Source organism: Streptococcus suis, assembly GCF_019794615.1.
GTDB classification, from domain to species: domain Bacteria; phylum Bacillota; class Bacilli; order Lactobacillales; family Streptococcaceae; genus Streptococcus; species Streptococcus suis_AI.
The window spans coordinates 1-21925 of the sequence record NZ_JAIMDU010000008.1 but is presented as its reverse complement, the minus strand read 5'-3'; the positions used below and the strand labels follow the sequence as shown (position 1 = coordinate 21925).

21 protein-coding genes are annotated in these 21925 nt (G+C 39.7%); 20 read left to right on the top strand and 1 reads right to left on the bottom strand.

Translation table 11 applies throughout. The features are described from left to right. The first annotated feature begins 45 nt into the window (after positions 1 to 45). The 20 genes from K6V43_RS03370 to greA all read left to right on the top strand — a co-directional run bounded on the left by K6V43_RS03370 (position 46) and on the right by greA (position 20740). Positions 46 to 1389, top strand: coding sequence for a DEAD/DEAH box helicase (locus K6V43_RS03370; RefSeq protein ID WP_024403566.1), 1344 nt, complete (start codon positions 46 to 48; stop codon positions 1387 to 1389). Positions 1390 to 1407: 18 nt separating this feature from the next. Continuing rightward, positions 1408 to 1632 carry a DUF4059 family protein gene (locus K6V43_RS03365; protein WP_024391129.1) on the top strand — a complete coding sequence of 75 codons (225 nt, stop codon included), beginning with the start codon at positions 1408 to 1410 and terminating at the stop codon, positions 1630 to 1632. A gap of 12 nt (positions 1633 to 1644) precedes the next feature. Further along, positions 1645 to 2562 carry a thioredoxin-disulfide reductase gene (gene trxB / locus K6V43_RS03360; RefSeq protein ID WP_024403565.1) on the top strand — a complete coding sequence of 306 codons (918 nt, stop codon included), beginning with the start codon at positions 1645 to 1647 and terminating at the stop codon, positions 2560 to 2562. 9 nt (positions 2563 to 2571) lie between these two features. Then, a complete protein-coding gene (locus tag K6V43_RS03355; protein ID WP_024391131.1) occupies positions 2572 to 3111 on the top strand; it encodes a YceD family protein in 540 nt (179 codons plus the stop codon). A 95-nt stretch (positions 3112 to 3206) separates the two neighbouring features. Beyond that, positions 3207 to 4634, top strand: coding sequence for an NADP-dependent phosphogluconate dehydrogenase (gene gnd, locus K6V43_RS03350; RefSeq protein ID WP_024391132.1), 1428 nt, complete (start codon positions 3207 to 3209; stop codon positions 4632 to 4634). Positions 4635 to 4715: 81 nt separating this feature from the next. Further along, positions 4716 to 5405 carry a response regulator transcription factor gene (locus tag K6V43_RS03345; RefSeq protein WP_024391133.1) on the top strand — a complete coding sequence of 230 codons (690 nt, stop codon included), beginning with the start codon at positions 4716 to 4718 and terminating at the stop codon, positions 5403 to 5405. Between the two features lie 80 nt (positions 5406 to 5485). Beyond that, a complete protein-coding gene (locus K6V43_RS03340; RefSeq protein WP_024403563.1) occupies positions 5486 to 6613 on the top strand; it encodes an AI-2E family transporter in 1128 nt (375 codons plus the stop codon). 73 nt (positions 6614 to 6686) lie between these two features. Further along, positions 6687 to 7178, top strand: coding sequence for a transcriptional regulator NrdR (nrdR, locus tag K6V43_RS03335; protein ID WP_024391135.1), 492 nt, complete (start codon positions 6687 to 6689; stop codon positions 7176 to 7178). Then, complete coding sequence (locus tag K6V43_RS03330; protein ID WP_222381650.1) at positions 7165 to 8316, top strand: replication initiation and membrane attachment family protein; 1152 nt, start codon at positions 7165 to 7167, stop codon at positions 8314 to 8316. Before nrdR ends, K6V43_RS03330 begins: the two co-directional genes overlap by 14 nt. Next, positions 8316 to 9215, top strand: coding sequence for a primosomal protein DnaI (gene dnaI / locus K6V43_RS03325; protein ID WP_024404204.1), 900 nt, complete (start codon positions 8316 to 8318; stop codon positions 9213 to 9215). Before K6V43_RS03330 ends, dnaI begins: the two co-directional genes overlap by 1 nt. Next, complete coding sequence (locus K6V43_RS03320; RefSeq protein WP_172007312.1) at positions 9212 to 9925, top strand: NADPH-dependent oxidoreductase; 714 nt, start codon at positions 9212 to 9214, stop codon at positions 9923 to 9925. Before dnaI ends, K6V43_RS03320 begins: the two co-directional genes overlap by 4 nt. Before the next feature lie 295 nt (positions 9926 to 10220). Next, the gene (gene der, locus K6V43_RS03315) at positions 10221 to 11531 is read left to right on the top strand and encodes a ribosome biogenesis GTPase Der (RefSeq protein ID WP_024391139.1); all 1311 of its coding nucleotides are present in this window, start codon (positions 10221 to 10223) and stop codon (positions 11529 to 11531) included. Between the two features lie 68 nt (positions 11532 to 11599). Further along, positions 11600 to 11929, top strand: a complete 330-nt coding sequence (locus tag K6V43_RS03310; protein ID WP_029751045.1) for a hypothetical protein — start codon at positions 11600 to 11602, stop codon at positions 11927 to 11929. 9 nt (positions 11930 to 11938) lie between these two features. Further along, positions 11939 to 12247 (top strand): hypothetical protein, encoded by a 309-nt coding sequence (locus K6V43_RS03305; protein WP_024404202.1) that lies wholly within the window; start codon positions 11939 to 11941, stop codon positions 12245 to 12247. A gap of 115 nt (positions 12248 to 12362) precedes the next feature. Further along, a complete protein-coding gene (locus K6V43_RS03300; RefSeq protein WP_222381648.1) occupies positions 12363 to 15455 on the top strand; it encodes a pilus expression-regulating Snf2 family helicase in 3093 nt (1030 codons plus the stop codon). Between the two features lie 68 nt (positions 15456 to 15523). After that, complete coding sequence (gene zapJ / locus K6V43_RS03295) at positions 15524 to 16204, top strand: divisome accessory protein ZapJ (protein WP_024404200.1); 681 nt, start codon at positions 15524 to 15526, stop codon at positions 16202 to 16204. Beyond that, positions 16197 to 17528, top strand: a complete 1332-nt coding sequence (murC, locus tag K6V43_RS03290) for a UDP-N-acetylmuramate--L-alanine ligase (protein WP_222381646.1) — start codon at positions 16197 to 16199, stop codon at positions 17526 to 17528. The genes zapJ and murC overlap by 8 nt, the downstream gene beginning before the upstream one ends. A 54-nt stretch (positions 17529 to 17582) precedes the next feature. Continuing rightward, a complete protein-coding gene (locus K6V43_RS03285) occupies positions 17583 to 18068 on the top strand; it encodes a GNAT family N-acetyltransferase (protein ID WP_222381643.1) in 486 nt (161 codons plus the stop codon). A gap of 205 nt (positions 18069 to 18273) precedes the next feature. Further along, positions 18274 to 20178, top strand: a complete 1905-nt coding sequence (gene mltG, locus K6V43_RS03280) for an endolytic transglycosylase MltG (RefSeq protein ID WP_222381641.1) — start codon at positions 18274 to 18276, stop codon at positions 20176 to 20178. 79 nt (positions 20179 to 20257) lie between these two features. After that, complete coding sequence (gene greA / locus K6V43_RS03275; RefSeq protein ID WP_222381638.1) at positions 20258 to 20740, top strand: transcription elongation factor GreA; 483 nt, start codon at positions 20258 to 20260, stop codon at positions 20738 to 20740. Between the two features lie 81 nt (positions 20741 to 20821). Here the strand turns inward: greA and yidC are convergent, their stop codons facing one another. Then, positions 20822 to 21739, bottom strand: coding sequence for a membrane protein insertase YidC (gene yidC, locus K6V43_RS03270; protein ID WP_222381635.1), 918 nt, complete (start codon positions 21737 to 21739; stop codon positions 20822 to 20824). Positions 21740 to 21925: the final 186 nt, after the last annotated feature.

Below are 21925 nucleotides of genomic sequence, written 5' to 3'. Positions count from 1 at the left end.
TGAAGACGGTTTTGAATATTTCTTGCGACTGAATTAGAGGAAACTATGAAATTTACAGATATGAAGCTCAAGCCTTATCTTCAAGAGGCATTGAAAGAAATAAACTTTGTCCAGCCGACAGAGGTTCAAGAAAAATTGATACCGGTTGTTTTGTCAGGGCGTGACTTGATTGGAGAATCAAAGACAGGATCAGGGAAAACCCACACCTTTTTGATTCCAATATTTCAAAAATTAGATGAAGAAGTAGACCAAGTTCAAGCAGTTATTACGGCACCATCGCGCGAATTGTCAACCCAAATCTATCAGGCAGCTCGTCAGCTGGCTAGTCATTCTGAGACCGAAATTCGAGTCAGCAATTATGTAGGTGGTACAGACAAGAATCGCCAGATTGACAAGCTCCAAGCTGGGCAACCTCACATAGTCGTTGGAACACCGGGGCGGATTTATGATTTGGTGCAATCAGGAGATCTTGCTATTCACAAGGCGAAAATCTTTGTAGTAGATGAGGCTGATATGACACTGGATATGGGCTTCTTAGAAACAGTGGATAAAATTGCTGGAAGTTTGCCTAAAGATCTGCAATTTATGGTCTTCTCAGCGACTATTCCGCAAAAACTGCAGCCATTTTTGAAAAAATACTTGTCTAACCCAGTTATGGAACAAATCAAGACCCACACTGTGATTTCTGACACGATTGAAAATTGGTTGATTTCGACAAAGGGTCGTGACCGGAATGCTCAGGTTTTAGAGGCAACCAAGCTCATGCAACCTTATTTGGCAATGATTTTTGTGAATACTAAGACGCGTGCGGATGAATTGCATAGCTATCTGACAGAAAACGGTCTTCGTGTTGCAAAGATTCATGGGGACATTCCACCACGTGAGCGGAAACGAATCATGAATCAGGTGAAAAACTTAGACTATCAATACATTGTGGCGACCGACCTGGCTGCTCGTGGTATAGATATTGAGGGTGTCAGTCATGTCATTAATGATGCCATTCCTCAGGACCTTTCTTTCTTTGTACACCGTGTCGGTCGTACAGGACGTAACGGTTTACCAGGTATTGCCATTACCCTTTATCAACCAAGTGATGATGAAGATATTCGAGAATTAGAAAAACTAAATATCAAATTCTTGCCGAAAGAAATGAAAAATGGTGAGTTTGTTGATACCTATGACCGTGATCGTCGTGTTAACCGTGAAAAGTCTCGTGAAAAGCTAGATTTGGAAATGATTGGTTTGGTCAAGAAGAAAAGGAAAAAAGTCAAACCAGGCTACAAAAAGAAAATTCAGTGGGCTGTTGATGAGAAGCGTCGGAAGAACAAACGGGTTGAAGCGCGTGCTAAAGGCCGTGCGGAACGGAAGGCAAAACGTCAAACCTTTTAAGAGTACTGAGGGAATACAATGTTACAAAATATCTTAAGCTTTTATTTACAAGGGCTCTTGATTGCAGCGATTTTTGTTATTGTGATTAGTTTTATTTGGTTTGTAATCCGCGCTAGCAAGGGCGTAGATAAGACCTTACAAGAACGACACGACTTTTTATTTGATTTACTGATGATTAATGTTATGACGATTCCGATTGTGGCTTTTGGAGTCGTCAGTATCATTTTGATGATAAAAGTATAGAGGGAAAGAATCATGTACGATACAATTGTAATTGGTGCAGGCCCAGCCGGGATGACAGCAGCGCTTTATGCGGGGCGAAGCAATCTAAAAGTGGCTTTATTAGAACGTGGTATTTATGGCGGACAGATGAACAATACCGCTGAAATCGAAAACTATCCGGGTTATGACCATATCTCAGGGCCTGCCTTGGCGGAAAAGATGTTTGAGCCTCTGGAAAAATTTGGAGTGGATCATATTTTTGGAACCTTGATTCGAATTGAAGAGGATGGTCCTATTAAAAAAGTTATCACTGAAGATGGCGTTTTGAAAACCAAGTCTATCATTCTGGCTATGGGTGCAAAACATCGCTTGCTTGGTGTGCCTGGAGAAGATACTTACAATAGCCGTGGTGTTTCATACTGTGCAGTTTGTGACGGTGCTTTCTTTAAGGGTCAAAAACTCTTGGTTGTCGGAGGTGGCGATTCTGCGGTAGAAGAAGCTTTATTCTTGACTCAATTTGCCGAGTCAGTAACCATTGTTCACAGAAGAGACCAACTTCGAGCTCAAAAGGTCATTCAAGACCGTGCATTTGCCAACGAAAAAATAAATTTCATCTGGGATAGCGTCGTTGAAGAAATCAAGGGTGATGACCTTCGTGTGCAAAGTGTTGTTATTAAAAATGTAAAAACAGAAGAAGTCAGTGAACTTGATTTTGGTGGCGTCTTTATCTATGTTGGTTTGGATCCGATGACAGAATCGGTTGCAGATTTAGGAATTACGGATGAAGCTGGCTGGGTCGTTACAAATGAAAAAATGGAAACGAGCAAGGCTGGTATTTATGCCATCGGTGATATTCGCCAAAATCAACTTCGTCAAATTGCAACTGCAGTTGGAAATGGAGCAGTTGCTGGACAAGAAGTTTACAACTACATCACAGAACTAGCTGAATAGGGGAATACAATGTTTCATATTTACGATATTCAGAAAAATCCAGATGGAATTTCCTTTGAAAAAACCCTGGATTTACATGAAGAATTGCAGGCACGAAATAGTGAAGTTCTAGGATTGTCACCTGTACAAGTGTCTGGTAATGTTCGATTTGAGTCAGGCTTCTTTTTCTTAGATTATCAAATGACCTATGATATCACCCTGGCATCTAGTCGTTCACTAAAACCAGTGGTTTTACATGAGTCTCAAGAGGTCAATGAGCTGTTTGTAGCTAATGAAGCCGTTCTCAAAGAACAAGATTTGATCGATGAAGATATGGTTTTAGTGGTGGAAAATGATCAGATTGTCCTCGATGAAAGCGTGGCGGATAATATTTTGCTAGCTATTCCAATCAAGGTATTGTCACCTGATGAAGAAGCTGAAAAGGATTTGCCGTCAGGTCAATCATGGACATTGATGACAGAAGAAACCTTCCAGCAGCAAGCACAAGAAAAGAAAGAGGCCAATAGCCCCTTTGCTCAATTGCAAGGACTATTTGAAGAGGATGAATAGTCCTTGCCTTCGGATGGTTAAATTATCAGAAAATTCTTGTCAATTTTGGGTTTTCGGTGTATAATGAAAAAGATACTAACAAGAGGAGTAAACTAATGACAAAAGCAAATTTTGGTGTTGTAGGGATGGCTGTTATGGGCCGCAACCTTGCGCTTAACGTTGAATCACGTGGCTATACAGTAGCCATTTATAACCGTTCTGCTGATAAGACTGAGGATGTTGTGGCAAGCAACCCTGGAAAAAACTTGGTACCTAGTTATGATGTAGAAAGCTTTGTTGCTTCTATTGAAAAACCTCGCCGTATCATGTTGATGGTTCAAGCTGGACCTGGTACAGATGCAACAATCCAAGCATTGTTACCACACTTGGATGAAGGCGATATCTTGATTGATGGCGGTAACACTTTCTATGAAGACACAATCCGTCGTTCTAAAGAATTAGCAAACTCAGGAATTAACTTTATCGGAACAGGTGTATCTGGTGGTGAAAAAGGTGCCCTTGAGGGTCCTTCTATCATGCCTGGTGGTCAAAAAGAAGCCTATGAGTTGGTAGCAGACGTCTTAGAAGAAATTTCAGCAAAAGCCCCAGAAGATGGTGCGCCATGTGTTACATACATTGGTCCGGATGGTGCTGGTCATTATGTTAAAATGGTTCACAACGGTATCGAGTATGGAGATATGCAATTGATTGCTGAATCATATGATTTGATGCAACATTTGCTCGGCTTGTCTGTTGATGAAATGGCTGATATTTTCACTGAGTGGAATAAGGGTGAATTAGATAGCTACCTGATTGAAATCACTGCGGATATCTTGAAACGCAAAGATGATGAAGGCCAAGATGGACCAATCGTTGATTATATTTTAGATGCTGCTGGTAACAAGGGTACTGGTAAATGGACTAGCCAATCATCACTTGATTTGGGTGTGCCATTATCATTGATCACAGAGTCTGTATTTGCTCGTTATATTTCTACATACAAAGAAGAACGTGTGGCTGCAAGTAAAGTACTTCCAAAACCAGCTCCATTTGCCTATGAAGGGGATAAGGCTGAATTGGTCGAAAAAATCCGTCAAGCCCTCTACTTCTCAAAAATTATGTCTTATGCACAAGGCTTTGCACAATTGCGTGTAGCATCTAAAGAAAACAACTGGAACCTACCATTTGGTGAAATCGCAAAAATCTGGCGTGCAGGTTGTATCATTCGTGCTCGCTTCTTGCAAAAAATTACAGATGCATACGGCCGTGATGAAGATTTGGCAAACTTGCTTTTGGATGAATACTTCCTTGATGTAACAGCGAAATACCAACAGGCTGTTCGTGATGTTGTTGCTTTGGCAGTTCAAGCAGGAGTTCCTGTACCAACTTTCTCTGCAGCGATTACATACTTTGATAGCTATCGTGCTGAAAACTTACCAGCCAACTTGATTCAAGCACAACGTGACTATTTTGGTGCTCACACATATAACCGTAAAGACAAAGAAGGTGTCTTCCATTACGACTGGTATAGCGAATCAAAATAAGAATAGATGGGCGTGAGAGCGCCCTTCTTTCTAGTCATGATTCGATTCCTAAACCATGCAACTATAGAAAAAGGATGAACAATGGCTAAGAAAATTTTGATTGCTGGGAAAGAGCGTAATCTTTCACATTTTGTTTCCATGGAGCTTCAGAAGAAGGAGTATATCGTTGATTATGCTTCAACAGGGAAAGAAGCTTTATCACTAGCTCATGAGACAGACTTTGATTTGGTTTTGATGAGTTTCCAATTATCCGATATGTCCAGCAAGGAGTTGGCTAAGGAGCTTCTTGCAATCAAACCTGCTACGGTGATGATTGTAGTTGTCGAACCAACAGAAGTGGCTGAGCATGGGGAAGATGTTTTGACGTATGCGGTATTTTACGTTGTGAAGCCATTTGTTATTAGTGACTTGGTGGAACAAATTTCCGATATTTTCCGTGGTAGAGATTTTATTGAAACAAATTGTAAACAGGTTCATTTGCATGCGGCCTATCGAGATTTAAAAGTTGATTTTCAAAACCGAACGGTTACTCGTGGTGATGAGTTAATCAACTTAACACGTCGAGAATATGATTTGCTGGCGACATTGATGAATAGTCCGGAACCAGTTAGCCGAGAACAGCTTCTTGAACGGGTCTGGAAGTATGAAGCGGCCTCTGAAACCAATGTTGTGGATGTCTACATCCGTTATCTTCGTGGAAAATTAGATGTTCCAGGACAGGCTTCTTATATTCGGACGGTACGTGGTGTTGGCTATACCATGAGAGATTAGAGATAAGAGAGAGTGTAAAGCTCTTTCTTTTTGTTTCTACCTATGTTAGAATGATATAGATTATAAGGAGAAACATATCTATGAATTCGAAATTGAAAGAGCAGTTGATTTTGCTCATTTTTTCTGGGCTGGTCTTATTAACAGTTTTAAATTGGTCAACAGTTTATAGCGGAATCTTAACGGTACTTGGGAGCATGAACTCACTTCTTATTGGTGGACTTCTTGCCTTTATATTAAATGTGCCAATGAAAAAAATAGAGGACTTGATTGAAAAAGTTTCTTTTTTAAAAAAATCCAAGCGAGCTCTTGCCATCTTGGGTGTCCTCATTGCGTTCATCTTAATCGTCACAGGACTGGTTCTTATTGTTCTACCAACGCTTGTAACAACCGTATCGGAATTGGTTTCTGTAAGCAGTACAGCCGTTCCAAAATCGATCAATGCTTTAACATCTTTTTTACAGTCTAATGGCCTGCTATCTGGTCAGATTGGCGAACAAGTTACGAGTCTATTGGATCAATTGAAGAATTTGACCTTTGTATCCAGTCTCGTGACGCCGATACTTTCTGGACTCGTCTCAAATGTGACAGGGATTTTCTCAAATACAATGACCTTAGTCATGGCTTTCTTCTTTACCTTAGCCATTTTGGGTAGCAAGGAACACTTACTATCTATGACACAAAAATTATTACAAGCTATCCTGCCGGCAAAAGCTGTCAAAGTAGTCAATTATATTGGAGAAGTGATTATTGATACCTACGATCGATTCTTGATGAGTCAGATTGTAGAAGCGTGTATCATCGGGATTTTGGTATTTGTAAGTTACTCTGTTTCAGGAATCCCTTATGCAAGCATGGCTGGAATTTTAGCAGGTGTATTGTCCTTTGTGCCATATATTGGTCCATTTTCAGCATGTCTAATCAGTGCTCTCTTTGTTGCTGTTCAAAATCCATTGCTGGCTCTGTGGTCTATTGTACTTTTCCAAATCATACAATTAATTGAAGGGAATGTAATCTACCCCCGTGTTGTGGGGCAGTCTGTAGGACTTCCTACTGTGTTCACTTTGGCAGCAGCATTGATAGGTGGTAATTTATTTGGTCTGTTAGGCATGGTCTTCTTCACACCGATCTTTGCAGTTGTTTATCGATTGGTAAAAGAATGGGTATATAGTCGATTGAAGATGAAAAATCAGATTGTTGAAGGAAAGTGATTTGTTCGCTTTCTTTTGTTTTTGTTCAAATTATGCTATACTGAGATGATAAAGTTTTTGTAGGAGAGTGAGTATGCGTTGTCCAAAATGTCATAGTTTAAAATCAAGTGTAATAGACAGCCGTCAAGCAGAAGATGGCAACACAATTCGTCGTCGTCGCTCGTGTGACCAATGTGGTCAACGTTTTACCACATATGAACGGATTGAGGAAAAAACCTTAGTTGTTGTTAAAAAAGATGGTACCAGAGAGCAATTTTCTCGTGAAAAAATCTTTAATGGAATCATTCGTTCTGCCCAAAAGCGCCCTGTATCAACCAGTGATATCGATGAAGTGGTTAACCGCGTAGAACAAAAGGTCCGCTCAATTAGTGATGCTGAAATTGAAAGTGACGTAATTGGTAATTTTGTGATGGAAGAATTGGTTGAATTAGATGAAATTACCTATGTACGTTTTGCTTCAGTCTATCGTTCGTTCAAGGATGTTGGTGAATTAGAAAATCTGCTCAAACAGATGATTTCGAAGGGGAGCAAGGTAAAAACGGGAATAAAAGATGAAGCCAAATGATTTATTTACCTATATAAAAACAAATGCCTTCATTCCAGATGTTGTCAGTTTGAGTCAATGTTACCAACCCATCATTGGGTTTGATGCTTTAGCGCTTTATTATTACTTTTATAGTTTTTCCGACCAGGGGCAAGGACGTTATAAATGGGCTTCGATTCTCAACCATATGGATTTTGGTATGAATCGATTGGAAAAGGCCTTAGATGTCTTGACTGCCATGGAGCTTTTGGAACTCTATCGTGCGGATGAGTTGACTGGAATAGCTGTACAGGCTCCTTTAACTGTAAAAAACTTTTTAGCCAAGCCCTTGTATAAGAATTTGTTGGCTAAAAAGATTGGGGAAGCTAGTGTGGATAGCTTACTTGTCCATATTCCAAAACAGGAACAAAATATTTCCAAGAATTTTTCACAAGTGTTTACAATGGATGGACAGGTTCCTCTTTCATTTGAATCCAATCGTGATTTTGATTGGTCAGCATTTAAAGCTCTGATGGCTAAAGATAAACTGCATTTTCAAGATGAAACTGAGGATATTATCGCACTTAGTTACATAGCAGAGCAGGCAGGTTGGACCTGGTTGGAAACCTATCGTCAGGCTAAAATAACAGCTATTGGACAGACGATTTCAACCAAACGATTGCAAAAGTCACGTCAGTCATTCCCAAAAGAAAGTAACGACCTCACTGGCCAGGAAAAAGCTATTGTTCGGGAGGCGAAATCGAAATCCAGTCTTGTATTTCTGTCTATCTTAAAGGATCAGCGCAAAGCAACTATAACCATGGCTGAGCGGAAATGCTTAACGGATTTGGCAAACATAGGGTTGCTTGATGAGGTGATTAATATCTTGGTTCTCTATACTTTCAATAAGGTTGACTCTGCCAATCTCAATGAAAAGTATGCAATGAAGCTTGGAAATGATTTTTCTTACAAGGGAATTGGCAGTGCAGAGGCAGCGGTTGTCTATCTCAGGGATTTGAAGTCCAGCCAATCACAAAGCAAACCAAAACATGAAACAAAAACCAATGTACCTGAGTGGAGTAAGGAAGAGGTTCAACAAGAACAAACACAAGAAGGTCAAGCCAAGTTGGCGGCTCTTTATCGTGAGTTAGAAGAAATGGAAAATAAAGGAGGTAGCTGATGAAATCAGTTCAAGATAAGTTGTCGCAGGCAACAAACCCAAGCCCAAAATCTTATCAGCAACTCTATCAAGAGATAGTGAGTGATGCTGAAGTCGCTGCTTTTATCAAAAAAGAAGGATTGACCCAGCAGGAAATCACCTTGTCCATTTCTAAGTTTTTGGAATATATCAGCCAGCGTGATTTGTTTGTAAAACAAGATGAGGCCTATATCGCCAAAGGTTACCAACCTGTTTTGGTGATGAATGAAGGCTATGCGGATGTTTCCTATCTCGAAACAGAAGAATTGGTCGAATACCGTCGTTTGGAAGCTATCAAGAACCGAATTCAGCTTATCAATATGCCGGCAAGTTTGAAAAATGTCACTGTGGCAGATATTGATAAGAATGATGAAAATCGTGTGGAAGTCATGTTAGCCATAACGGATTTTGTCAAACGCTTTGAAGAAAAACCAAAAGGTCTCTATATCTATGGTAACTTCGGTATTGGCAAAAGCTATTTGATGGCCTATTTAGCCAATCTGTTATCCAAAACCCATCTTCAATCAACCACTATGCTCCATTATCCGACCTTTGTTGTCGATATAAAAAATGCCATCAAAGATGGTTCTGTCAAGGAGCGAATTGACGAAATCAAGATGGCTCAAGTCTTGGTATTAGACGATATCGGAGCGGAGCAACATAGCCCGTGGGTGCGTGATGATGTTTTACAGGTCATTCTTCAGTACCGTATGCAGGAAAATCTGCCGACCTTCTTTACTTCCAATTTCTCCTTTGATGATTTGGAACGTCATTTTGCATCTGGCAAGTCTGGTGATGAGACCTGGCAGGCCAAACGGGTTATGGAGCGGATTCGTTATTTAGCACGTGATTTACATTTGAAAGGAAATAACCGCCGATGAATGAAACGATTGATTTAATGTTGAACCATAGCTCTGTTCGTCGTTTTACGGAGGAGCCTCTTGTAGCAGAAGATCTTGAAGCAATCATCGCAGCTGGGCGAGCGGCCTCTAGCTGGAAAAATTTTCAGTCCTATTCCATTGTTGTCGTCCAAACAGAAGCGAAAAAACAAGCACTATATGACTTGGTACCACAGCCTGCCATTCTTCAAGCTCAGGCAATTCTTGTTTTTGTGGGGGACCACTATCGTGCCAGCAAGGCGGCGGAGCTTCATGGTTCAGACTTTGATGCCAAAGGACCAGAGAATCTCCTGATTTCATCAGTTGATGCTTCCTTGGCCGGTCAAAATACCTTATTAGCGGCAGAAAGCTTGGGCTACGGCGGAGTGTTTATTGGACTGATTCGCCATAAGGCTTTGGCAATAGCAGAGCTGTTCAATTTGCCGGATTATACCTATCCCATTTTCTGTATTGCTCTAGGGCGGCCTGCTCAGCATCATCCAGTTAAACCACGTTTGGCAAAAGAAGCTATTGTTTTCCATGAAGAATATGTAGAACAAGGCGTGGAAGCAATTGAAACATATGACTTAGTACAGACTGAATATGCAGGAGCTCGCCAAACAGAAACCTGGTCTGAGCGCCTAATTGCTCAATTTGGTCAGCCAGAGCAGCCTGAAACGAGGGCTATATTAGAAAAAAATAAACTATTGTAAATTATATTCTTTTTGTTTGCTTTTATACTCGCTCAAACTATCTGGGAGACAGTTTGAGGTTGGTGATAAAGTGAACCAAGTTCACGTCAAAAGCTGCAGACAGCTTGTACAGTCTAGCGAACTGTACAAGGCTGGAAATGAGACTTGCGATAGCAAGCCTCTTACGCAAAGTACGGCAAAGCGAGTTCAAATAATGATGACATTATTTGAAGTTGGAGATAGGGAAACGAAGTTTCCTCATGCGTCGACGTAATAAAAGATAAACGAAAACGACTATATTAGAAGAGGAGGAGCTATGGCTCTACCAACTATTGCCATCGTTGGACGTCCCAACGTTGGTAAATCAACCTTATTTAACCGTATTGCGGGGGAACGCATTTCTATCGTAGAAGACGTGGAAGGTGTGACCCGTGACCGTATTTATGCTACTGGTGAGTGGCTGAATCGTAAGTTTTCCTTGATCGATACAGGCGGTATTGATGATGTGGATGCACCTTTCATGGAACAAATCAAACATCAGGCTGAGATTGCCATGGATGAAGCAGATGTCATCGTCTTTGTTGTATCAGGCAAGGAAGGTGTGACAGATGCAGATGAGTATGTATCGCGTATCCTTTATAAGACAAACAAACCAGTTATTTTGGTTGTCAATAAAGTCGATAACCCTGAAATGCGGAATGACATCTACGATTTCTATTCACTCGGTCTTGGAGATCCTTATCCAGTATCTTCTGTGCATGGTATCGGAACAGGGGATGTCTTAGATGCCATCATTGAAAACCTACCAGCTCAGGAAGCAGAAGAAAATCCAGATATTATCAAGTTCAGCTTGATTGGTCGTCCCAATGTTGGTAAATCCAGCTTGATTAATGCTATTTTGGGTGAAGAGCGCGTGATTGCTTCTCCAGTAGCTGGAACGACTCGTGATGCCATTGATACACACTTTACAGACCCAGAAGGTCAAGAATTTACCATGATTGATACCGCAGGGATGCGCAAGTCTGGTAAGGTCTATGAAAATACGGAGAAATACTCTGTTATGCGTGCCATGCGTGCCATTGAACGCTCGGATGTCATATTGATGGTTATCAATGCAGAAGAAGGCATTCGTGAGTATGACAAACGCATCGCAGGTTTTGCCCATGAAGCTGGCAAGGGAATGATTATCGTGGTCAACAAGTGGGATACGCTTGAAAAAGACAACCATACCATGAAGCAGTGGGAAGACGACATTCGTGACCAATTCCAATACTTGTCCTATGCACCGATTATCTTTGTATCGGCTTTAACTAAACAACGTTTGAATAAGTTGCCTGAGATGATTAAAGCCATTAGTGAAAGCCAGAATACCCGTATTCCATCGGCTGTTCTCAACGATGTCATCATGGATGCTATTGCTATCAATCCAACACCGACTGATAAGGGTAAACGCCTCAAGATTTTCTACGCGACACAAGTTGCGACCAAGCCACCGACATTTGTGGTCTTTGTCAATGAAGAAGAACTCATGCATTTTTCTTACATGCGTTTCTTGGAAAATCAAATCCGTAAGGCCTTTGTATTTGAAGGAACACCGATTCATTTGATTGCACGGAAACGGAAATAAAGAGGGCAACCTCTTTTTTCTTTGCAAGCATTTACAAATATGCTAGAATGAAAGTAGGAGGAAATTGTATGATATCAATTCCAATATGGCGATTATTCTTTCTATTGCTTTCGATCTTGGCCTACTATTTCATTTTCTATGAAGATAGTCAGTATAAACCATTCGGTTTTCGTTATTGGCTGGGTTTGGTCGCCTGTCTTTGGGTTGCTTTTGCGACCTTGATTTCCTATTTTATTGCTTTTACATGTGGTTCAACCATGGTCTATAATCGATTTGAACAGCCTACGGTTTTGCTTTTCATCTTCTTTTTGTTATGTGCAATTGGCCTTAGCTTCCTATCCCTACATGCGATTAAAACCCTCGTCCGACGAACCAAATATTATCGACAGGCTAGATAGGAAGGCTAGATGGGATTTTTTGGTGAGTTGCTAGTTGAGTTTTTGACTGGGCTAGCAGACTTCGATGAAAGGAAACACCCTCTCCTTGGAATTCGCTATTGGCTAGGTTGGTTAGGAGTTCTGATTCATGTCTTACTTTTTGCCTTGCTTACTTGTGTGACCTTCTTCTTTTTCATATTTTTCTTGGAAGGAAAAGGCTTGATTCACGGTGTAGTCGCAATTGTTTTCTTGTTGTTTGCTCTATTTTGGCTTTGGAAAAGCGGAAAAACAATCTTGAAAATGTGGCAAGCAACGATTTATTATTTAGCTATTCATTAGAAACATCAGATTTACAGCTGGTGTTTTTTTGATGCCTAGTCGGAGAAGATTCCCTAAAAATCTGCTATAATGGAATGATAAAGATTTGTTTTATGAAATGAGTAAAGGAGCTTGAATGGGTCGTATGATGCCGGGGCGGATTCGCCAAGAAGGAATTGATTTATACGAGGCTGGACAATTGACAGTTCTTCAAAGTAAGAATGGCAAAATGGAGCTTGATATTGCCGGAGAACACTTTGTGTATGGAGATGAGGATAGCGATTTACAATGTAGCTGTCAATTATTCCAGAGCAAGGGTTATTGCCAACATTTAGCTGCCACGGAGTATTTCTTGAAAAATGATACGTCGGGCAAGGATATAAGTCAATCCATGAAAGAAGAGGGGGATGAACATAAAGAAACCGTTCGTCGAACCTATTTTGGTGGTCTGTTTTTAGATGAGATTCTTCGTCCAAAGCCAGAAATGGGGATTAAGTATCAGTTATCTGTGGAAGGAAGTTTGTTGCCTTTTGATCGTCAGATTGATTGGACTTTGAAAATTTCCCGTCTGCCAGATAGTCGTTCTTATATTGTAAGAGATATTGGTGCATTTTTGCGTCTGGTAAAGGTTAATGGTTATTACCAAATTGGGAAAAATTATTATGAGCTGGTTGCGTATGAAAATTTTGATGAGCCTAGTCAGGCTTTGTTAGATTTTCTATGGAATTTGGTACCAGAGAAAGTTGGATTGGACTCAGATATTCTCATACATTTTGGAAGACATTTTCGCTTACCTCAGGCCTATTTTGAAGAAGGGCTGGAATTGCTGGGTCAACTGGAACAATTCACTTTTTCCTATCAGAGCCAGACCTATCATTCCTTGCTTGTTTTTCCTTTGTCGGAAGAGGCAGGATTGTTTCATTTTGAGGTCACTGTACATACACATATGATTGAGATGATAGTTCATGAAAAAAACTATCGTACCCTTTTCTATGGACGGTATCTTTTAGTAGATGGAATCATTTACAGTGTCGATCGCTGGCAGGAACAATTGATACGCCAAATTTCAGAACAGGTTCCTACAGAGTCTGGTCTAAAGAAAGTCCAAGTTGATTTTAGCGATCAAGACCGCTTGGCACTGAGTTTATTAGACTTGCAAACGATTGGTAGTGTGTCAGCTCCAAAACGGTTTAGGATCCATGATTTTAAGCCAGAGTTTTACATTAAGATGGAAGCAGATGGTCGACTATGCTTGCAATTGCTGCTAAACTTTGGTGGTAGAATGGTAAGCAGTGAAGAGGAATTAGCTCTATTGCCATTTGCGAGCCATTTCCAACACTTGGAGGCTGTTTTTCAAACAATTCACCAGGCTGGTTTTCATGGAACGTATAAGGCTTATAGGGCTTCGCTAAGTCAAACAGAGTTATATCCTTTTTTCCGTCAGCAAGTACCTGCTTTGCAAAAAATGGGGAAAGTGGTCTTATCAGATGATATTCAAGATTTACTCATTGAAGCTAAGCCACAAATAGAGGTGACTCGTAATGGTTCACTTTTGGATATTTCTTTTGATTTGTCCGGAGTTGATCCGATTGAAATTGATCAGGCTATTCAGGCATTATTAAATCAAGAAGACTACTACACTAGTTCCAGTGGAAAAGTTTTGGTTTTTGATGAGGAAACCAAGAAAATTAGTCAAACCCTTATCAATCTACGTGCTCAACATGGACAAGGTGGACAGATTCACCTTAATGCCTTTGCTGGATATCAATTGGCACAATCTTTTTCAGAATTTGAGCAGGTCAGATTTTCTAAAGAATTTCAGGAAATGGCTACTTATTTAGCGCAACCGGATCGTTTTCCGATGCCTCATTTGCAGGTAAACACTTCTCTTAGGGATTATCAACAGACAGGCGTTAAATGGCTATCTATGTTGGATACCTATGGGTTTGGTGGGATTTTGGCAGATGACATGGGGTTAGGAAAAACTTTGCAGACGATTGCATTCTTGACCAGTCGACTGGACAAGGATTCAAAAGTTCTTATTTTGGCTCCGTCTAGCTTGATTTATAACTGGTTGGAGGAGTGCAATCGCTTTGCACCAAGCCTCGATGTAGCTGTTGTACATGGAACGAAAGAACAAAGAGAACAGTTGATTGCAGCGGAACATCAGATTGTTGTGACATCTTATCCGTCCTTTAGGCAGGATGTAGAGTTATACAAGCAGGAACGATTTGATTACCTCATTTTGGATGAGGCTCAGGTCATGAAAAACGCACAGTCAAAAATTGCTCAATTACTTCGTGAATTTGAAGTAGGGAACTGTTTTGCCTTATCTGGAACACCGATTGAAAATCACTTAACAGAGTTATGGTCTATTTTCCAAATCGTTCTTCCAGGATTGTTACCCAATAAGCAAGCCTTTAGTAAGATGACAGCTAAAGAATTAGCTCGAACGATACAACCATTTGTGTTGAGGCGTCATAAGGAAGATGTTCTCAGAGAGTTACCAGATTTAATTGAAGTCAATGTTCTGAATGAATTAACTGATGAACAAAAGGCTCTCTATCTAGCTCAACTTCAACAAATGCAGTCAAAAATAGTTGGTGTGGACGATGTACAGATTAATCGAAGTAAAATTGAAATACTGTCGGGAATCACTCGATTAAGGCAAATTTGCGATACTCCAAGCTTATTTTTGGATTCCTACAAGGGGGAAAGTGGCAAGTTAAACAGTTTAAAGGAACTATTCATTCAATTAAAAGAAGGGAATCGCCGAGTACTCATCTTCTCCCAGTTTAGAAATATGTTAGAGCAAATTGAATCTCAACTGGAAGAAATTGGGTTGACATCCTATACTTTAACTGGGTCAACTCCTGCAAATCAACGACAGGAAATGACTCAAGCATTTAATGCAGGAAGTCGGGATGCCTTTCTTATTTCATTGAAAGCAGGAGGTGTCGGTTTAAATTTGACAGGAGCGGATACGGTCGTTTTAGTAGACTTATGGTGGAATCCAGCGGTTGAAGCACAAGCTATTAGTCGTGCCCATAGAATGGGGCAGACAGAAGCAGTTGAATGTTATCGGATGATTACTCGCGGAACAATCGAAGAAAAAATTCAAGAATTACAGGAAAACAAGAAAAATCTTGTGAAAACTGTTTTAGATGGAAATGAAAGCCGTGCTCAATTGACTGCGGAAGATATTCGTGATATTTTAGGGATTCAATAGGGAGACATATTCTGGATAAGGAAAACTGACAAAATTGTGGTATAATATAACTTTGAAAGGAACGGCTTATGATTCGACAAGATAGAAGATTTCCATTAGTTGCAGATAATGAGTTGTTAGTTGGCGAAATTCCAATGATGAGTTTGTATGATGAAAGTGATTTAATTAGTAATATTAGAGGTCCATACCAAGATAAGGATTTCACCTCAGCTGGAACTCCAGTTATTACTGTACAATCAAGTCGAACTAGTCATACAGAAGAGGAATTGTTACCACCACTTTTTGAAGCTAAGCCGAGTCATTATTCGCGCAAAAATCGACAACAGCAGATGTTAAAGGCTAAATCCTCAGTTGCCAAAACACAAGGACAAATTGCCCGTGAACAGGCTAGAGAAGACTTGAAGAAAAAACGATCGGCTAGCTATTTGATGGATGAAAAAGTAACGATTCATCCATCGCAAACACGTCCGATTATTGCGACTCCTGATATAGGTAACGGGAAAACTGTTGATAAGTTGACTCGCCTTGCAAACAATTTACGACAGACGGATTATATCTTGGCAGATATGCCAATGGTTTATTCGCTCAAGAAAGAAGATCGTGAGCAAGAACAAGCTGTCAAAAAGAATTCCTATGATTTTTTAAGGAAAAGCCAAGTATACAACTATCCGGAGCGAGCTGTTCAGCGTGAACGCCAGCTTGCACAGGAATTGAATTTAACACATATAGAAGAGGAACGAAATGTCTAAAGTCTATCATTTTATTGGAATAAAAGGGTCTGGTATGAGTGCACTCGCTTTGATGTTGCATCAAATGGGGCACAAAGTACAGGGGAGTGACGTAGAAAAATATTACTTTACCCAAAGAGGACTGGAACAAGCAGGTATTCCAATTTTGCCATTCGATGAGAACAATATTACTGCTGATGTTGAGTTAATTGCTGGGAATGCTTTCCGTCCGGATAACAATGTCGAGATTGCTTACGCTGATGCGCAGGGATACACTTATAAACGCTACCATGAATTCTTGGGCGAATTTATGAAAGACTTTACAAGTCTTGGTGTTGCAGGTGCCCATGGTAAGACCTCAACAACAGGGCTCTTAGCGCATGTTATGCGTAATATTACGGATACCTCGTTCCTGATTGGTGATGGTACTGGCCGTGGTTCAGCAAATGCTCAGTATTTTGTATTTGAGTCAGATGAATATGAACGTCATTTTGCGCCTTACAATCCGGAGTATAGCATTATCACAAATATTGACTTTGACCACCCAGATTACTTTACAAGTCTTGAAGATGTATTTAACGCTTTCAATGATTATGCAAAACAGGTTAAAAAAGGTCTCTTTGTATATGGTGAGGATGAACAGCTTCGTCGAATTACAGCAAATGCTCCTATCTATTACTACGGTTTAGAGGAAAATAATGACTTTATTGCCTATGATCTCAAACCTTCTACTACAGGATCACAATTTAAGGTTCGTCACGGCGAAGAAGAGTTGGGTGAATTCCAAATTCCGACATTTGGTAAGCATAATGTGATGAATGCGACAGCTGTTATTGCTACCCTGTATGTCGCTGGTTTCGATTTGAAGTTGGTTGCAGAGCATTTGAAGACTTTTGGTGGAGTCAAACGTCGCTTCACTGAAAAAGTGGTTAATGAAACAGTCATTATTGATGATTTTGCCCATCATCCAACTGAAATCATTGCAACGATTGATGCTGCTCGTCAGAAATATCCTAGCAAGGAATTGGTTGCCATTTTCCAACCACATACCTTTACTCGCACCATTGCTCTATTGGATGAATTTGCAGATGCTTTGAATGGAGCTGATGCAGTTTACCTTGCTCAAATTTATGGTTCGGCGCGTGAAACAGATAATGGTCAAGTCAAGGTCGAAGATTTGGCAGCTAAAATCAATAAAAAAGGTGGTTTAGTTACTGTTGAAAATACATCACCGCTGTTGGATCATGACAACGCTGTCTATGTATTTATGGGAGCAGGAGATATTCAGTCATATGAGTACTCATTTGAAAGACTCTTATCTAACCTTACAAATAACGTTCAATAAAGTGGAAGACGGAGGCTTTTAGCCCCTGTTTTTCCGCTATTTAAGGGGAAATTTATGGAAATTCGTTTTGCCCAAATATCGGACTTAGAACAGATTGTTCAGTTGGAACAAGCAAATTTTTCAACTGAGGAGCAGATTTCAGCTACTGTTTTAGGCCGGTACCTTCAATACCTTCCGAGTACCTGTCTAGTCATGGAGCAGGCTAGTGAAATTGCTGGATTTTTATTGGCTTGTCCAACATCATCTTCAGTGGTTTCAGATGATATTTTTTATCTAGAGGAGGACAAGGTGCCTGTGGGAAATCATTTGTCTATTGCTAGTCTGGTTGTCTCTGATCAGTTTAAGGGGCAGGGAGTTGGAACACTTTTATTGGCTGCTTTAAAAGAAGTGGCCGTTTCAGGAGGATTTGAAGGAATTGCTCTTACTTGTAAGGAGTATCTGATAAAATACTACGAGGGAAATCAATTTTGCGATTTAGGACCATCTCAATCTCAGTTTGGAGGCACAAACTGGTACGATATGTACTGGAAGGTTCAGTGATACAGTGTACCTGTTTAATGAAAACATCGATTTCAGAAAGCGGAAATCATTGCTTCTAATCAACAAAACAAATATATCCAAGTATAAGTAGACGATATGGATTGTTTTTCTTCTTACTTAGAGCGTGGTGTAATAGCAAGAATTTCTTGCATTTATAAATGCTTTAAGTTATAATGTATGGTAACTGTGTGAAAGGAGTGGAATTGTGACAAAAGAAAATGAGAACAATTCACAGCCTTCAAGTTTTCGTGATCAAATTTTACGCGAACTCGAAGAATTGAAAGCTAAACGCCTACAAGGACAACCGGTAGATACACTATCAGATGTCAAAGAAAAGGTTGTTGAAGAAATCGGGACTATCGCTTCTGATACGAAACAAGATGATGAAAAAGAGACATTAATTGAAAAAAACAATCTGGTATTTCCAACTTCTCTTGAGACAAGTGAAGTCGAGGAAGTGGCAGAACCCCCAGTTTCAGAGAGTGATGCAGTTGCTATTCAAGGTAATGCAGATGAAACTCCTGCTGTAGATAACGTTACAGAGAATGAAGACACATCTGGACAGAATAATGTCCAGAGCGATTGGGAACAACCAGACGAAAAGTTTCAAAATACTGTGGAACGCAATATGGAAGAACTTCGGAACTTCATCTCAGCTAATCCAGAACTTTTAGGCGACCAGTTGTTTAAAAAGGAAGAGAAGGAAGAAGTTGAACCGGTATCAAATCAGATTGAGACGACACCTGAAGTTGAGCTAGTTGTTTCACCTTCTTTAGATGAAACCTTTATTGATTTTCCAAAAGAAGATGTTTCAAACTTAACTGGAGATACAGAAATTGTTCCATTAGAGTCAACATTGATAGAGTCAACATTGATAGCTCCAGCAGCTGTTAATAGTCAAATTTCGAATTCGGAAAGTTCAGAAGAAGTGCAACCAAGTCGTCGCACGACGCATAGCCCTAAGAAACAAAAACGTAAGAAACAGGATAAGGCTGCTAAACGAATTGTTTCTGTTATCATGTCATTGGTTGTTGTATTTTTCTTAGCAACATGTGCATTTGGTTTCTTTTGGGTGAAATCAAGTTTGGAACCTGTAAATTCACAGGCAACTGAATCCATTCAAGTAGAAATACCGGAAGGATCTTCAACTAAGGAAATTGCAAACATTCTCTTTGAGAATGATCTAATAAAAAATGCTACTGTTTTTAATTATTATTCAAAAATAAAGAGCTATAATAATTATCAAAGTGGTTTCTATAATTTAAAACAAAGTATGTCTGTTGATGACATTGCGAAAGCATTGCAAGAAACCGGTTCTGCAACGGCTCAAAAAGAAGCCTCTGGTAGTGTCTTAATTGTAGAGGGCTATACTTTAACACAAATAGCTAATGCAGTTACTCTAAATGCTAAAACAGACGACAAATCAGATAAGACTCCATTCACTAGTGAAGAGTTTATGGCAACGGTAACCAATCAAGAATTTATTGATCGTATGGTTGCTACTTATCCGAAGTTGTTTGCAAGTTTACCTGCAGCAGATAGTGGTGTTATCTATAGATTAGAAGGCTATCTTTTCCCAGCTGTTTATGACTATTATGACGATACAACAATTGAAGATTTGGTTGAACATATGATTTCAACTACTGATGCTCGCCTTCAACCTTATTATGAAGCGATTGCTGCTAAAAACTTAACTGTAAACGAAGTCTTGACCTTGGCCTCACTTGTTGAAAAAGAGGGTTCAACTGACGAAGATCGTCGTAACATTGCAAGTGTATTCTTTAATCGCTTAAATGCTGGAATGCCTTTACAATCAAATATTGCGATTCTTTATGCACAAGGAAAACTTGGTGAAGAGACAACTCTAGCTGAGGATACAACGATTGATACATCTATTGATTCGCCATACAATATCTATTGGAATACAGGCTTGATGCCTGGTCCAGTTGATAGTCCAAGTTTGGCAGCAATTGAAGCTGTTATTAATGCGAATACAACTGACTACCTTTACTTTGTAGCTGATGTAACAACAGGAACAGTTTACTTTGCAAAGACGATTGAAGAGCATGATCAAAATGTTGCTAATTACGTCAATGCACACTTAGAATAACTTAGCTTTTACTAAAACAAAATTATGTGGATTTACCACATAATTTTGTTTTCTTGAAAAAAAGAAAAAGGAAAATAAAATGGCAGAAAAAACATATCCAATGACCTTGGAAGAAAAAGAAAAATTAGAAAAAGAGTTAGAAGAATTAAAACTCGTTCGACGTCCAGAAATCGTGGAACGCATTAAAATTGCTCGTTCTTATGGTGACCTTTCAGAGAACTCTGAATACGAGGCAGCAAAAGATGAACAAGCTTTTGTTGAAGGTCAAATTTCAACAATTGAAACAAAGATTCGCTATGCTGAAATTGTAAATAGTGATGCTGTTGCTGCAGACGAAGTAGCAATTGGTAAAACTGTTACTGTTCAAGAAGTTGGGGAGTCAGAAGAAGAAGTTTACCATATTGTCGGTGCAGCTGGAGCTGATGCTTTTGCTAATAAAATTTCTAACGAAAGTCCAATTGGCAGAGCCTTGATTGGTAAGAAGACAGGGGATGTAGCTACAATTGAAACACCAGCAGGTAGCTATGATGTGAAAATTCTTGCAGTTGAAAAAACTAAATAATAGTGTGGAGAGAGTCGTAAGATTCTCTCTTTTTATTCACGAAGGTACTAAAAAAGATTGGGAATCCCAATCTTTTAGTGTTTATTTTCTAGACCGTTGCTTTCCTGCATTACGATTTTTCTTCTTATTGTTTGTTTTTCCTTCAATGACTGCTGAAGCAGTTGGAGTAACATCCTTTGTTTTACGAGGAGTTGCTGACACTGTGATATTTTTGAATTCCTCTTCTACTTGTTTACGAATACGAGGTTTCAAAATAAAGTTTGTAATAGCTTGTTGAAGAATACCGAAGAGACCACCGACAACCCAGTAGAGAGTCACTCCAGCAGGAGACCCAAATGAGAACATCATGATCATAATTGGGTTCATCAGAGCCATGGTTTTCATTTGTTTTTTCTGTTCTTCATCCATGCCGACTTGCATTAAGAGCGATTGGGCATAGTATAAAATACCAGCAACAACTGTCAAAATCAGGCTAGTTGAACCTAAATTAATACCAAGGAAAGTAGCTTCAGAAATTCCTGGTGTGTGGCGAGCCGCAAAGTAGATTGCAGAGAAGAATGGCATTTGAATCAGCATCGGCAAACAACCGATTCCGCCGAGCATGCTCACACCGTATTGTTTTTGAGTTGCAAAATACTCTTGTTGCGCAGCAAGTTGCTCTTCTTGAGAGCTTGCATTTTTCATGCGCTCCTGTATTGGGCCTAGAATCGGTTTGAGATAATTCATCTTCTCAGATTGGATAGCAGCTTTCCAAGATTGGTAAATGCCCAATGGGAGGATGATGAATCGAACCAATAAGGTGACGATGATAATAGAAAGACCAAATCCTAGCGCTTGATCTTCTGCAAAGAAGCGAATCAAGTTGGACATTGGTTGTCCCAACCAATCCCAAATGAGACCTGTAGGATTTCCGCTTTTATCAGTTTGAACACAACCAGATAAGAAAAGAAGTGTTGATAAGGCCATGCCTGACAACATGAGTAGACGTTTATTTTTCAATTTTTTTCGTTCCTTTGTTTTTTTCAGTATACTCTCTATTTTACTTTTTTTGACGGAAATATACAAGTTTTATCTATAGCGAATCATTCCCTTTGTTGTATTTTTCAAAACCCGTTCCTTTTTCTAATAATAATATTTGGTTTAACTCTCTTAAACTCAAGAATTTTCCTCCACTGATGGATTGAG

Bases quoted from the DNA above. Each gene is read 5' to 3' on its own strand.
- K6V43_RS03370 (WP_024403566.1), top strand. From the start codon at position 46: ATGAAATTTACAGATATGAAGCTCAAGCCTTATCTTCAAGAGGCATTG.
- K6V43_RS03365 (WP_024391129.1), top strand. From the start codon at position 1,408: ATGTTACAAAATATCTTAAGCTTTTATTTACAAGGGCTCTTGATTGCA.
- trxB (WP_024403565.1), top strand. From the start codon at position 1,645: ATGTACGATACAATTGTAATTGGTGCAGGCCCAGCCGGGATGACAGCA.
- K6V43_RS03355 (WP_024391131.1), top strand. From the start codon at position 2,572: ATGTTTCATATTTACGATATTCAGAAAAATCCAGATGGAATTTCCTTT.
- gnd (WP_024391132.1), top strand. From the start codon at position 3,207: ATGACAAAAGCAAATTTTGGTGTTGTAGGGATGGCTGTTATGGGCCGC.
- K6V43_RS03345 (WP_024391133.1), top strand. From the start codon at position 4,716: ATGGCTAAGAAAATTTTGATTGCTGGGAAAGAGCGTAATCTTTCACAT.
- K6V43_RS03340 (WP_024403563.1), top strand. From the start codon at position 5,486: ATGAATTCGAAATTGAAAGAGCAGTTGATTTTGCTCATTTTTTCTGGG.
- nrdR (WP_024391135.1), top strand. From the start codon at position 6,687: ATGCGTTGTCCAAAATGTCATAGTTTAAAATCAAGTGTAATAGACAGC.
- K6V43_RS03330 (WP_222381650.1), top strand. From the start codon at position 7,165: ATGAAGCCAAATGATTTATTTACCTATATAAAAACAAATGCCTTCATT.
- dnaI (WP_024404204.1), top strand. From the start codon at position 8,316: ATGAAATCAGTTCAAGATAAGTTGTCGCAGGCAACAAACCCAAGCCCA.
- K6V43_RS03320 (WP_172007312.1), top strand. From the start codon at position 9,212: ATGAATGAAACGATTGATTTAATGTTGAACCATAGCTCTGTTCGTCGT.
- der (WP_024391139.1), top strand. From the start codon at position 10,221: ATGGCTCTACCAACTATTGCCATCGTTGGACGTCCCAACGTTGGTAAA.
- K6V43_RS03310 (WP_029751045.1), top strand. From the start codon at position 11,600: ATGATATCAATTCCAATATGGCGATTATTCTTTCTATTGCTTTCGATC.
- K6V43_RS03305 (WP_024404202.1), top strand. From the start codon at position 11,939: ATGGGATTTTTTGGTGAGTTGCTAGTTGAGTTTTTGACTGGGCTAGCA.
- K6V43_RS03300 (WP_222381648.1), top strand. From the start codon at position 12,363: ATGGGTCGTATGATGCCGGGGCGGATTCGCCAAGAAGGAATTGATTTA.
- zapJ (WP_024404200.1), top strand. From the start codon at position 15,524: ATGATTCGACAAGATAGAAGATTTCCATTAGTTGCAGATAATGAGTTG.
- murC (WP_222381646.1), top strand. From the start codon at position 16,197: ATGTCTAAAGTCTATCATTTTATTGGAATAAAAGGGTCTGGTATGAGT.
- K6V43_RS03285 (WP_222381643.1), top strand. From the start codon at position 17,583: ATGGAAATTCGTTTTGCCCAAATATCGGACTTAGAACAGATTGTTCAG.
- greA (WP_222381638.1), top strand. From the start codon at position 20,258: ATGGCAGAAAAAACATATCCAATGACCTTGGAAGAAAAAGAAAAATTA.